Origin of the sequence: Longibaculum muris, assembly GCF_004343035.1 — a bacterium.
Classification (GTDB): Bacteria; Bacillota_I; Bacilli_A; order Erysipelotrichales; family Coprobacillaceae; genus Longibaculum; species Longibaculum muris.
In genome coordinates this window covers 269,210-282,203 of sequence record NZ_SMCQ01000001.1, presented here as the reverse complement: position 1 = coordinate 282,203, position 12,994 = coordinate 269,210, and the positions used below count along the sequence as shown (strand labels likewise).

Annotated in this window: 18 protein-coding genes and 2 pseudogenes; 5 read left to right on the top strand and 15 right to left on the bottom strand. The window is 29.9% G+C overall.

The window, feature by feature from the left end; translation table 11 throughout:
* Nucleotides 1-443 precede the first annotated feature (443 nt).
* From EDD60_RS01350 to EDD60_RS01325, 6 genes are all read right to left on the bottom strand, one after another.
* On the bottom strand, nt 444-869 hold the full coding sequence (locus EDD60_RS01350; RefSeq protein WP_165973112.1) for a UPF0158 family protein: 426 nt from the start codon (nt 867-869) through the stop codon (nt 444-446).
* 135 nt (nt 870-1,004) lie between these two features.
* Complete coding sequence (locus EDD60_RS01345) at nt 1,005-1,427, bottom strand: integrase core domain-containing protein (RefSeq protein WP_132226127.1); 423 nt, start codon at nt 1,425-1,427, stop codon at nt 1,005-1,007.
* A 14-nt stretch (nt 1,428-1,441) separates the two neighbouring features.
* Nucleotides 1,442-2,173, bottom strand: coding sequence for an IS1595 family transposase (locus EDD60_RS01340; RefSeq protein ID WP_066451358.1), 732 nt, complete (start codon nt 2,171-2,173; stop codon nt 1,442-1,444).
* Nucleotides 2,174-2,236: 63 nt separating this feature from the next.
* Nucleotides 2,237-2,464 (bottom strand): hypothetical protein, encoded by a 228-nt coding sequence (locus EDD60_RS01335; protein ID WP_066451361.1) that lies wholly within the window; start codon nt 2,462-2,464, stop codon nt 2,237-2,239.
* Nucleotides 2,465-2,580: 116 nt separating this feature from the next.
* Entirely contained in the window at nt 2,581-3,003 is a 423-nt protein-coding gene (locus EDD60_RS01330; protein ID WP_102135726.1) for an IS3 family transposase, read from the bottom strand.
* Between the two features lie 68 nt (nt 3,004-3,071).
* The gene (locus EDD60_RS01325; RefSeq protein WP_066451369.1) at nt 3,072-3,362 is read right to left on the bottom strand and encodes a transposase; all 291 of its coding nucleotides are present in this window, start codon (nt 3,360-3,362) and stop codon (nt 3,072-3,074) included.
* 115 nt (nt 3,363-3,477) lie between these two features.
* Between EDD60_RS01325 and EDD60_RS01320 the strand changes: the two are divergent.
* From EDD60_RS01320 to EDD60_RS01310, 5 genes and pseudogenes are all read left to right on the top strand, one after another.
* Nucleotides 3,478-3,579: pseudogene (locus tag EDD60_RS01320) on the top strand (helix-turn-helix domain-containing protein); the annotation flags it as partial.
* Nucleotides 3,580-4,026: 447 nt separating this feature from the next.
* Nucleotides 4,027-4,221: a DUF3173 domain-containing protein gene (locus EDD60_RS01315; RefSeq protein WP_066451372.1), complete on the top strand. Its 195-nt coding sequence runs from the start codon at nt 4,027-4,029 to the stop codon at nt 4,219-4,221.
* A 37-nt stretch (nt 4,222-4,258) separates the two neighbouring features.
* Entirely contained in the window at nt 4,259-4,414 is a 156-nt protein-coding gene (locus tag EDD60_RS16790) for an Arm DNA-binding domain-containing protein (RefSeq protein WP_449560091.1), read from the top strand.
* Between the two features lie 35 nt (nt 4,415-4,449).
* Nucleotides 4,450-4,587 (top strand): tyrosine-type recombinase/integrase, encoded by a 138-nt coding sequence (locus EDD60_RS16785; RefSeq protein ID WP_449560090.1) that lies wholly within the window; start codon nt 4,450-4,452, stop codon nt 4,585-4,587.
* Nucleotides 4,569-5,440, top strand: a pseudogene (locus tag EDD60_RS01310) (site-specific integrase). The gene EDD60_RS16785 and the pseudogene EDD60_RS01310 overlap by 19 nt, the downstream one beginning before the upstream one ends.
* Nucleotides 5,441-5,923: 483 nt before the next feature.
* Here EDD60_RS01310 and EDD60_RS01305 read toward each other — a convergent pair.
* From EDD60_RS01305 to EDD60_RS01265, 9 genes are all read right to left on the bottom strand, one after another.
* A complete protein-coding gene (locus tag EDD60_RS01305) occupies nt 5,924-6,739 on the bottom strand; it encodes an SMODS domain-containing nucleotidyltransferase (protein WP_066451375.1) in 816 nt (271 codons plus the stop codon).
* Nucleotides 6,732-7,277 carry an SLATT domain-containing protein gene (locus tag EDD60_RS01300; RefSeq protein ID WP_066451377.1) on the bottom strand — a complete coding sequence of 182 codons (546 nt, stop codon included), beginning with the start codon at nt 7,275-7,277 and terminating at the stop codon, nt 6,732-6,734. Before EDD60_RS01300 ends, EDD60_RS01305 begins: the two co-directional genes overlap by 8 nt.
* Nucleotides 7,278-7,389: 112 nt before the next feature.
* Entirely contained in the window at nt 7,390-7,824 is a 435-nt protein-coding gene (locus EDD60_RS01295; protein ID WP_066451380.1) for a very short patch repair endonuclease, read from the bottom strand.
* 143 nt (nt 7,825-7,967) lie between these two features.
* Nucleotides 7,968-8,717, bottom strand: a complete 750-nt coding sequence (locus tag EDD60_RS01290; RefSeq protein ID WP_066451383.1) for a DUF6339 family protein — start codon at nt 8,715-8,717, stop codon at nt 7,968-7,970.
* Between the two features lie 5 nt (nt 8,718-8,722).
* Nucleotides 8,723-9,580, bottom strand: coding sequence for a hypothetical protein (locus EDD60_RS01285; RefSeq protein WP_066451387.1), 858 nt, complete (start codon nt 9,578-9,580; stop codon nt 8,723-8,725).
* On the bottom strand, nt 9,564-11,480 hold the full coding sequence (locus tag EDD60_RS01280) for a hypothetical protein (protein WP_132226125.1): 1,917 nt from the start codon (nt 11,478-11,480) through the stop codon (nt 9,564-9,566). Before EDD60_RS01280 ends, EDD60_RS01285 begins: the two co-directional genes overlap by 17 nt.
* 12 nt (nt 11,481-11,492) lie before the next feature.
* On the bottom strand, nt 11,493-11,717 hold the full coding sequence (locus EDD60_RS01275; protein ID WP_066451392.1) for a hypothetical protein: 225 nt from the start codon (nt 11,715-11,717) through the stop codon (nt 11,493-11,495).
* 221 nt (nt 11,718-11,938) lie between these two features.
* Nucleotides 11,939-12,502 carry an HNH endonuclease gene (locus EDD60_RS01270; RefSeq protein WP_102135727.1) on the bottom strand — a complete coding sequence of 188 codons (564 nt, stop codon included), beginning with the start codon at nt 12,500-12,502 and terminating at the stop codon, nt 11,939-11,941.
* A gap of 9 nt (nt 12,503-12,511) precedes the next feature.
* Nucleotides 12,512-12,973 carry a hypothetical protein gene (locus EDD60_RS01265; protein ID WP_066451394.1) on the bottom strand — a complete coding sequence of 154 codons (462 nt, stop codon included), beginning with the start codon at nt 12,971-12,973 and terminating at the stop codon, nt 12,512-12,514.
* Nucleotides 12,974-12,994: the final 21 nt, after the last annotated feature.

Sequence of the window (12,994 nt, the reverse complement as noted above, 5' to 3'; positions counted from 1 at the left end):
TAACATGGATACATTATAATAAGCAATAAATGTTTAAAATATTTAATAAGACTTAAATCATATATTATTAGTAATCGCATGTAATTTCACTCAACCTTTTATTGTTTCTTTTGGTTGCAATACATCATATGTTGCTGTTTAACCTAGATAAAATATAGCAGTTATTAATACTAATTTTTAAATTTATATGATATAAACAACATTTTTTAATGTTTTGTCAAGTATTTCAACAATTATTATGAAATCATAAAAATCAAAATTATACTTAGAAATAGCCTACTTATTCATGTAATTGTAAACAATTATTAATATATTGATAATATCATTTTTAGTAATATTTCCAATTAGTCTTTAATATATTTTTACTATAAACCTCATATATAAATTCCTTCCTTACTGATTGTGCTATACTTCATTCCATATATCTTCCTCTTCTCTATTTTTCATTCTACATATATGATATTGTTTTCTCTGCACCATTTGATAGCTATTTTTCTGTATTGTTGATTTAAATACAAAAACCAGTCTTCAAGAACACCAAAGCGTGCCGCTAAATCTTTAAAACGACGAAAAGCACCTTTTCCATGAATCGTGTTCCATAATTGATCTCTTATATCTTTATTTTTTAGATTAAGAATAAAATCTTGCATAATTTGATATTCATGAACATCATATGAAGATGGCAATGCAATATATTGATCCCAATTTTCATCTATTTCATCAATTAAGTCTTGATCAATAAGTTCTTCAAAAAGCGAAATAATTTTTTGTGTTTTCTTGTTATAATAACTTGTTACATGATTAGAGGAATTTTCAATTGCAAAAATAATATCAATTAATTGAACTGATAAAGATCTTTCTATTTTCATTTCTTCTAACATTGCATAGCGCTTTGGATATAATAATTCTAATTGATGATAAATATCTTCTGCCTTATCAAAATCATATCTTGCAATACTTTTGGTACTATGTCAAGATTTCGGACAACTAAAATGTAAGAAATTTTAATTTAATTTGTTCGAATTGAAGTTTTTTTCATATTTGTTTGGTGATTGGTAATTGCAGTGTGAATGAATTCTTACTGTGTTATAAAACCCTTCTATATATTCAAACACCTTCTGATATGCTTCTTCATAATCATTGATTTTCTTCCTGTTTAGCCATTCCCTTTTAATTAATGCATGAAATGATTCTATACATGCGTTATCCCAGGGATTCCCTTTTTTTGAATAACTGCTGATCATTCCAACTGTCATATCATAATATTTTTTCGATGTGAATTGTACACCTCTATCACTATGAATCACTATTGGATTATCTGCCTTTCTCCTTGCTTTTGCTTCTTCAAGACATTTCAACACTTCATCTACCTCCATTGTTCTTGTTAGTTTCCAGGCTATTATTTTTCTTGAATAATAAATCCTCAAAGAAATGTTTCTAGTTAAACGTAAGAAAAAGTCTCGTCAAAATCACTGCCTCTATAAGGCATAGCTGTAGTCATGATTTTTAAAACTATATCTCTATATGATTTTCTTTGATAATATCTGGGATATCTTTGTATTAATTCATATAATGATAAATATCCTTGAAGAAAAGATACACTTACTCCTCTTAAATGTCCTATATACATTTTAATATTTCCATGCAATGAATTTACTCTATCTAGCGTATAGCCTTTATATGATGATTTACCTGAAGGTATCTTTATCCAATCATATCCCAATGTCTTTTGTACCTTGTGATATGATCTTAAGCTATCACTTATGACCAAATTCGATTTATCGATATATCCATTGAATGTATCTATTAATGACTTGCTTGTAGCTCTTCCTCGATTGATGACCTTGATGATTGTTTTTCCTTTTTCATCAATTGCACACGCTACACTAATTTTATCTTCTGAGATTCCTCTCTTTTTAGGCTTTTCAACATCAATTTCCTTAAGTTTACCTTTTGTATGATAGCCAAAAAGGGTTTCGTCCATTTCGACTTCACCCTCCAGCTTATCGTGTTCTAACATTTTAAAAATCAAATACATTGTCTTGTGTCTCCATGCAAGAACTGTATTTTCACAGATTCCAACTTTATCCATAGTTGTTTTGATGGTTTCACCATGAAAAAGACATTCAAAGAAGATTAGCCATTGTTGCTTAGAAGATTTACTATAATACATCAATGTATTTCTTTTCAAAGTGAAAGTTGTTCTTTTGCAGTCATGATTATGACATTTGTAGCGTTAATCACCAAATTGGTCAAAACCAGCCTTTGTGATGTGTTTACATCCACAATCAGGACAAACAATATGTTGTGATTGAATATCATGAATTTCTTTTTTGAAGAATTTATCAAATTCCTGTTCAAGATAGAAATCATGAAACTGAGAATAAAGTTCATCAAGAGATGATAAATCTAATTTCTTAAAATCATCGATAAATTGTTGAAATAGTTCGTCATTGTTAGTCATTGAAGGTACCTCTCTTTCATTAGATACTTATATTATATCTGATAAAAAGAGTTGATGTTTTCAATAACATTGAATAAAAACCGTTATTTAGGTTTTAAAAACATTTCTTTGAGGATTTATTTTCTTGAATATAAATCCATTATACTCGTCAGATACACAAATCCATCTTCCTGTATCCATATATATGTGATATCTGTACACCACGCTGAATTTGGTCTTTCAGGATTGAAATTACGTTTTAGGATGTTTCTTAGCTTAGGTGAGAAATCGCAGTCTTTAGTGGTCATTGTATAAGGCTTGATATAATGTGCTTTTATACCGATTTCTCGCATAATATTCCCTACATATTTTTCACTGACTTTAATCCCTGACTGAATTAATTTTGCAGTTATTTTTGGGGCACCATATATCTCATGTGATTCCTCATGAATTGATTTTATTTTTTCGCTAAGTTCTTGTTTTCTTTTTTTCTGGTTGGAAGGTTTTCTGTTAACGTAATCATAATAACCTGATTTGCTTAATTCTAGTTTTTCAAGCATACTGGAAATGGAAGCTGTTTTATCATCCTGTTTTTTGATTTTTACCTGATAATACAGATCCTGCTTGATTATTTTCCCAGTATGCCAATAGCCTTTTTTAGGACATCGAGTGCATCCTGAGTATCTTTAAGTTCTTTTTTTAATCGAGCAATTTCCTTAGCCTCATCACTTGAGAAATTACCTGAACCTCTTGAAACAATAGTTCCATTATTTTTATCAGCATCTTTCATCCATTTATGAATAGTACTGTCAGCAATGCCAAAACGCTTGGCAATTGATACTTTAGATTCATCTGGGTGATCAAGGACATATTGAACAACTCCCTGTTTAAATTCATCAGTAAATGTTGGTTTAGTCATAATTAAATACCTCTTGCTTTCTAATGATAATAATTAATGACATTATACCACATGATGCTTTAATTCTTCCATTTAACTAGTACGGTTTCTATTCTAGCATCAACCTTTCTATGATGAACACGGAAATATGTATATCGTGGTTGATATGGAACTGAAAGGTAGAATAAGAGCTGCATTGATTAAGGCAATTTTAGATTTTGAAGTCAAAGTGAAATAAATGGTATTCGGGAGTGTCCTACCACCTCATTTCAGATTCCCCAATTATAGCTCTTTGAAAATTGAATAAGGTAATCAAATACTTTAGATATGTGCCGAGCCTGCGGACAAATACGCCTTGACCTTACACCTGTAAGTGAGCGATACCTATTTGTGTTCCGCAAGCGACCTCTGGAACGGTCGTGAGCCATGACGCTACATATCCTACAATGATACTCCTATATAGCCTTAGCTTGAGCGTTTGAAGCGTCGCACGCAAAGGATATAGCTGCACCGTGTATGCAGGGGTGGAACTCCCGTGAGCCTCTGGACTGTTTGATTACCCATAATTTATAATATCAACGATTTGCAAGAAATGCGAATTTAATAGGGCATATTTGCTTAAAACTTGTTGTAATAATAGACAGATATTGAGGTTTCATTTATCTAGCCTATGGAAAGGAGGATTATGGTTACTGTAACAAAAAAAGACTTAATAGCACTAGGCTATGGAACTTCTTTTGCAGCAGACATCATAAGAGAAGCCAAAAAACTTATGATTGCTAAAGGACATACTTATTATCAGTCATGTAAACTGGATAGAGTTCCTAAAGAAGCCGTAGAAGAATTATTAGGGATATCACTTACTGAAAAACAAGATTGATTTGTACTTCTTGCATTTCTATGTAAGGAGTGAAATTATGGCAAAAGACCCTATTAAAAAAGTAAATAACGGAACATATTATTTTAGAGCAAATTTAGGTTATGATCCGATTACAGGTAAACAAATACAAAAATACCGTAGCAGTTTCAAAACAAAAAAAGAAGCAAAGAAGAATATTCAAAGCTTTTTTTGACCTCGGTAGATGAATTAACAGATTAGAAAAGTAAAGTGACTTTCCAACAATTTATTGAAGAAACCTATCTTCCTTGGTATAAAACACAAGTCAAGGAAAGCACATACATAAATCGCTGTTCTACCATAAAAAACATTTTAAGTATTTTTATAAAATGGCTACAGATGAGATAGAGCCTATCAATGTTCAAAACTGGCAACTGAAAATAACAAAAGAATTCAGTCCCAACTACATTCGCATAGTACAAGGTATGCTCTCTATTGCATTTGATAGAGCGATTGTTCTCGGTTTAGCAAAAAAGAACCCCTCACGAATGATAGGAAATATCAAGAGTAAAAAGACTAAGGTTGACTTTTGGACGTTGGAAGAATTTCAAAAAGTAATTTCTTTGCTTTATAAAGGTGATTACTACGAACACTACCTATTTATGTCATTTTGGCTATTATTTATGACAGGTATGCGTATTGGTGAAGCCGCTGCTCTGCAATGGAGTGATATAGACTTTGAAACAGGAATGTTAAGTATTACAAAAACTCTGTATTACAAAACCATGACTGATTACAAATTTGTTGAGCCTAAAACACAGGCAAGCATCCGCACCCTATACATTGATGCTGATACTATCAATGAACTAAAAGTATGGAAAGAAGTGCAACAAAAAATCCTCCCAAAATGCAAACTGATTTTAAGTTATAATGGTACGCCTACCAGTAAAACCACCCTACCTAGAGCATTGGAAAACTTGCGAAATTAGCTGGTGTCCATCGTATTAAAATTCATGCGTTACGCCATTCCCATGCTTCGCTGCTTATCAGTATGGGAGAAAACCCGTTGCTACTCAAGGAACGTCTGGGACATGAAAAGATACAGACCACGCTGGGAACATATGGACATTTATATCCCAACACTAATCTTGAAGTTGCTAATAAATTGACTAGCATTTTGCAATATAAACCAGCTTCACAAAGCATTGCAAATTATACCAGCAATCAGCACACTGCCATCTACCACAGAGAAGTCAAATAAAAAATGCAATAAGTAATATGCAATAAAAACAGAAAAAAGCTGTAAAACCCTATGGTTAAGGACTTTACAGCATGGCTTCAACTATTCAAACTCCGAAATGAAACGATTATAGTTAACATATTTGTTAACGTTTCATGTCAAATATTGTTATTTTGTCTATTTATTACTTCTCTTATAAAAGTTTTATAATATGTTGGTAGCGAAAAGGTATCGTCAAATATTAAATTTTAATACATTTTTCAATTTATTTTTGTCTAATGCATACAAATTATCTCAATGGTTAATATTTAAGTTTTAATACCTATTAAAAGTATAATCAGATTTTATAAAATATTCTGAATTTTATAATATACTCAAAATATGTTAGAATTTAGAAAGCAAAATTAGAAATTGAATAAAATCAATTGTTAGTAACAATCTTTAAACGAACTTTTAAAAAGAATGACCACACTAGAGTATTAATTTCTCTGGTGTGATCGTTTTTTATTTAGTCATATAATCAAGTACTTTTTTCAAACATTCAATACTCGTATCAGTAGAAACTAAGTCATTGCTACCTGGAGCATTTATAGGAAGCCCCCAAAAAAGGTGGCTATTAAAATAATCAATCAAGACCTGCTCATATGAACCTATTGTTGCAGAAGAAGTACTTCCCGGTTCAGACCATCGCCATCCTCCAATAGCATTATAAACAAAACTATCAATCACAATTCCCGATAAATGGTAACTGCTAAAATGGTCATCTCTTATTCTACGAATATGTTTACAAGTATCATATAACAAACCATTACTACTCTTATTTTTGCTTGCCATAGCATCTTGTTCAGCTTTAGGATTTGTAGATTTCCAATTTCCACCCATATTTGTATCAGGATATTTATATGTTCCTGTCCAATTACCGAACCAATCAAACACCTTAAATGCGGGTAATATCTCAAACTTCATTCCATCTGAAAAGTTAATTTTTACTACTTGTCCATCAGCTCGTACATCACTTCTCGGATATACATTTAATATTGCATTCTTAACACTTTGCAACAATCTTGATTGACCATTACCTTTCATCGCATCGTAACGATAGTATTCTGATTCTGGGAGACACACTAAAATATCTAAATCACTTGTATCTATTGCTGTACCCCTTCCATAAGATCCAACATATAAACTGTTAGCAGTGTCACTATAACTATTCCAAAATTCTTTATTGATTGCTTTTGTGACAGTATGGTATCTTTGCGAAATCTTACTTCTAATATCTAAAGCTATTATTTCTCCATGCTTACAAACTAAATTACTCATATTTTCCCTCCATTATCAGTTCATCAGGAAGAAATGCATTTATTTCATCTTCTGTAAAAGTATTATCTTTACTTACATTTAAAGCTTTTCTTGCCAACTTTACCGCCTTATCTGTAGTATTCGGAGCAGATTGATATATTTTATCTAATTCTTCAAGTGTTTTCTCGTATTGTATTAGTAAATCATCTGCAGAATCACATTCCATGTGTATTTTTAGAATGATTAAATATAATTGGTCTCGAATACATAACAGTTTATTTGCTGTAGTTTTATTACTTAAAGTCATCTGATGTAAATCAAACGATTTAAAATAAGCACTCACAAATATTGTAACAAATGATAAAATTGCAGATATTATTTTAATCCAAAATTGATTAGTAAATATTAATGATAATATTCCAACCGATGTCGTAGACGCAGCAATAATATTTAGTGTTTCTAAATATCTATATTGCTTTGTATAAATATCACATTGTTTTTCTTGAATCTTATGCGACCACACAACACTTGCATAACTTCGTCTTACTGATGTCTCCAATGTTTTATAATTATTTTTCGTAATGATTCACCACCTTATTATGTTTTTTAATTTTATAATCGATTATAGCTTTAGTGATTATTACAAAATACAAATCACTATCAATAATAAATTACTCTCTGCAACTAATCTCGTAGATAACATCTTCTACTTCATCTAAACAATAATTTAAATATTTTTTTACATCATTGCTCCAAAAGTGAAGAGGAATCCAATCCATTTGACGTAGTAAATTATCATTCTTTATATCGCGTTGAATATTTTCTTCTATCTTTTCTATCCAGTATGACTTATTATTTCTTAATTTTTCCTTATTTATATTAAAATCTTTACCATGCCAAAATTCACCATCAACAAAAATTGCAATTCTATATTTAACTAACACTATATCCGGTGTTCCCGGCAATTTTTTATAATTTAACCGATATCTATATCCCCTTTTCCATAATGCTTTCGCAAGAACAGATTCTACCTTACTTTTTTTAATACTCAATGCTTTCATACGTTTAGAAACTTCTTGTGTAGTATTTAACTTTTGATGCTTCATTTGTTTATATTATACGATTCGTAACAAATAGTTCTATTAAGGATATTTTAAGCATATGAAAATCATGTTTTATAATAATAAAGTTCAGTAAATCAGTTTTAATTCTTGGTAAAGCTTTTTTATAATAGAGGGAAAAATATATATCAAATTCGAATATTTCCATATACTTTATTTAATCTTTCATTAACAATACTCTGAACTTCTTCTCTTGTCATTGTATCCAGCAAAGTTATTCCACCTAAGCAATTCAAATATTTATTGGCTTCAACAAAATGATATCTTCCAATTTTTTCTCCTTTTTCTTTACGAGAACTTATGCAATCCATTACCCCTAATGCCAAAGATTTATTTGCCATAAAATTACTTGATGACAATAGCATTATATTTGAAGAAAAAGCACTTTCTGTGATTAAATCAATCGCCTTATAGTGATATGAATTCTTGTTGTCATATAGTAAGTAACCAGCCCACCATAATCTAGATAAACAATTTATAAAACAACTCCTTTTTGTACCACGAAGGAAAAGAAAGGAATTCAGTATCTCTCTTTCATCTCCAGATTTAAACGCCTCCGCTCTTCTATATTTTACATACTTCCAAAATTGACCAAACAACATTCCAGCCCATAATCGTTCATCCAATGCATTGGCAGGATTTAGATCATTCAATGCTTCGTAAAGTATTTCTATATTTTTCCTATCCGAAACATTAAAATCTTCATCATAATTCAATTCAAAATCTTTACATTGAATTTTAGATTCTTTAATCCATCCTTTTTCATTGAACTTTTTTAAAAACCATTCATTAGTTTCGTCAAAAAAATGATTTTCGTATATTGAATAATTCATTTTTAAATCATCAATTGCTGATTGATCCAAATATAATAATCTCACTAAAATCACATCCTTTCACTACAAGAATCCAATTCCTTAAAACTTCTGGAAATTGGATCTGCAAATATAGACTGACACACCATCAACAAAGTATCATTTTCTATAGTAATATCATCCAATTTTTGTTTATTGTTTTCTAAAATTGAATTAATGACTTGAAACCAATGCCTTGACTTGTAATCTTCATCATCTTTATTTGCATGCATTCTTTGTAAAACAATCATTAAAGCTGGAAGTAATACTAAGCTAAAAGCTGTTGATTTATATGTATTCTTACCTAGTCTAGCGTATAATTCATATACATCTTCAGATAGACCAACCATTATATAATTATCACTATCTGTATTTACAGTTAAACTTCCTTTTTTATCACTCGTTTTCATTATCTGTATTACTGAAGGTAACGATTCTAAATCTCTATCATCTTTATTGAGAATATAATTTTTTCCTGTACCAATCGCAATTATCTGATGTTTAAAAAGATTAAATGTTTCTCCTAAATAATCCGGATGAAAATCAACTGATTTAAAATTTTTTATATCTTGAGTTAAAACAATAAATGTTCTTATTTCTAATATTTTTGCTAGATTAACAGAACTTAATTTGAATTCTATCTCATTCTCAGTCGAACTAAATTTCATACGAAAACATGTAGATGGACATTCAACATGAACTAAATATTGTGCTTTTTCATTCTTTATTAATTCTTCAATTTCTTTATTCTCTAAATGAAATCTAATTTTCGCATATATTTCACTAAATTGTGTAGTCATCTCATACTCTGCATCAAATGAAGAATTTACATAATCGTCTCCATAATTATCAAGTATTGGATATGGTGATAATCTACTTTTTACACGCATAGTAATCCACCTCCATCATACAATATTTATCAAATTCAACTTGTATTTCAGTTTTTAAATTTTTTCCTTTTTCTAAACCAGATAAAAAAACCTTGTTACCTTTAATAGAAGTCACTTTCGCATTTCCATTTAATACTTTTGCATTAAGTATAGGTAATTCGAAATCACTTTGCTCTCCTGAAAGTGTAAACTCTAGTTTGGCTTCTGATGTATTAGAAGGAACAATAAAACTTAGATGATAAATTCCACTTTTCGCATTTGTACACATCAACCTTTTTTTTACTTGTATTTTCTTTAAATTTTTTTCATTTCCTTCTTTATTTTTCAAACCTCCTTGATTTCTTGGATTTACTCCAATAACCGGTCCAGGATGAGGAGGTGTTGGCTTTACCGGTCCAGGTTCTTCACCTTTACCACTTCCAGTTTCCCCTTCAGGATCAGAATCTACTTCTACCTTATCAATGCTTCTTGTTCTTTCTTTAGATGGTTCTATTACCTTACCTTCAAGACTTTTAATTCTTGTACTCATTTCATCTTTTTTCAAAGATTTTTCTTCTTCATCTGTTGATTTATCAGGAAGAAAATCACTCGCTCCCAAAGCATCCATTGAATTTGTAGTAACTTTACCGAATAAATCCTTTACAGTTTCTCTTAAATACTTGCGGAGTCCAAGTAATATATTATTATATTTCTTTTCTTCACCACGAACTCGTCCAGGTTCCCAAGCATCATGTGAAGGGACTTCCATCTTTTTAAATGATTCATTCATCTGATTACCTTCGATAATCAATACCCCAGTAAAATCTATACTACCACTTATCCTATTTTGCTCAAGAATTCTCATTCCTGCTCTTCTTGTAATCATAATTTTCCGATTTAGTCCCTCATCTTCTTTTAAATATAAAGTACATTCACCATCTTTAAATCCAAATTGTTTTCCATATTTTGCTGAATCAAGTTTGATTTTTTTTATCTTTGGATCATGTGATGTTAATAGATGATAATATTCTAATAAATCCTTGATTTCTTCACTTTCATATGGATTTAATTTATTCATATATTTTGATAATGTAGTTGAATCAATTATTTGATTTTGTATTCTTACCACAAGTTTTTTATTTACTAAAGAAACCAAAAAATCTAACAATACAGCTTTTGTAAAAGTATTTTCAAAATCATCTGTATCATGCATGCCCAAAATATAAATATCAGTACCACTATCAACTCTATTATAATTAATATCAAATTTTGTTAGCTCATTAATTGCTACAAATCTATTATCCTCTGAATAGTATCCTATACCTGTAGTCCAGTCACCAGGATTTTTATCCTCAAATGATACTAGTTTTGCAACGCCAAAATTTGACAACAAACCTCGCGCATCTTTAGATGAATAGAATACAGTTCTCAAATCAGAACATGCAAATGCAGCTGCTTTTCCAATTCCAAAACTACCTCCTGATCCCTGCCCTTTATTAGATGATCCACTTTCCTTAACCAATCTACTCCAACTAATTCCTTTTTCACATGTATCAGTTCCTTCGAGTCCTTTAGTTTTGTGATCACTAATCCTCAAAACTCTTATTTTAGGTTGAGATAAGATATTTTCTGCATTAAGAAAAAATTTATAAGCATCAGGTTCATTCTGATTACTTTTTTTACATTTGTTAATTGCTCTTTGAAGTTCATCTACATCTGGAATACTTTCTCTTAAAATATCAAACTGCACAAACTCTACCTCTACTGGATCCGTGCACCCATCTATTACTGCATCTAATGAATTTTGTATAATTTCTCTAACTAAAGATTTATTCATATTCGCAGTAAACGTTTCTATTCCAGCATCATTTATCCCTACTATTGTAGAATTTTGATTTGATAAAAATCTCCACTTTTTCATAATCACGCCCCCTTATAGTTCGAATTTTTTACTTCTGGCTTTTGTTTGATATTTTGATTTTGTTTCCTTTAACTCAGCTTCAATGGCAGAAAAAATCTTTTTTACATCTTCCTCATCGTACTCATAGTTCGATTTATTAGCACAATTGCCAAGAAGACGAATTTGATCAATTATTTTATTAGTTCTATTCTCTGCAACTCTTTTAAAACGTTCAATTTTCTCTTTTTCAGATGCCATACTTTTACCTCTCATTACAAATATAATAATATATTAAATATCTACAATTTATATATACATAATATATTTATATTTGTCAATATATTTAGACAATATTTTTCATATATTGTCTAAATATAAAAAAACGTTGCTTAGATGATTACCTAATTGTAATTATCTAAGCAACAGACATTTAATAAACTATTTGTAAACAACAAACACAATACATTCCTAAACTAAAATTAATTACTATTAACTAATTTGATTAAATCATTAATATCCATAACTTTATCACGCCTTCTATGCAACATTCTATGGCAATTGGAACATACACATATCAAATCTGATTTAGGATTTACTTCCATCTCTTCAGCATACTCGAATAAGGGGTTTATATGATGAACTTCAATAAACCCTTTTCCAACTTCTCCATATGTCTTTTCAAAATCAAAACCGCAAATTTCACATTTTGTACCATGTATTTCAATAGCCTTTTTTCTAAGTTTAGGATTTCTTTCATATTTTGTGGTATAAATCTTCTTTTTCTTCCCTTCAGCTATACTTTCAACAATTGACTCTTGTTGCCAGTTTTCTTCTCCACTAGCAATCAACTCATTTATGCATCCATTTCCAAAATTTAAAATTGTAGTTTCCCATGGCAAAGGGCAAAATTCACTTTCTAATGGTTTTATACCTTCAAGTAAATCATTAATCCACCTAAAATCTACTTCACATTGAATCAGTTTTAATCTTGCCTTAAAATTTTCAATAACTTTTCCATTATTATTTTCTTTTACAATGCTCAATCCATCAGATTATATACTCGGGATTACTAACCCAATATATTTAAAATCTCTATTAACACATTCTGCATCCCTCTCAAAAAGAAATAAAGGGAACTGATTATCAGGATTGTCTATATTATCAAATAAAAATTTTAAATTTCTATTTCCCTTATGTTTTGTTTCAAATAAATCTTCACTTTTTGCATTATCCCCATAATAAATAACTTCTTCTTTTTTATAATCAATATAATCTTCCCATGCGTTGTTATCATGTGTAATATTCAAAACAATATAAGCTGTATTTTTATATTTATTATTTTTTGGACGCATTCCTCCAGTATTACCAACCTTCATTAATTTTGATAATACTTCAGAACTATGATTACCTTTATTACCACCTTTATAAATCATTCCAGGAATCAATTTTAAGTTTGAATTTTTAAAATTCTCTTTGTGATTGCATATTTCTTCGAAAGAAACATATTTTTTCATTTAATTCTCCTTTGCAAACTT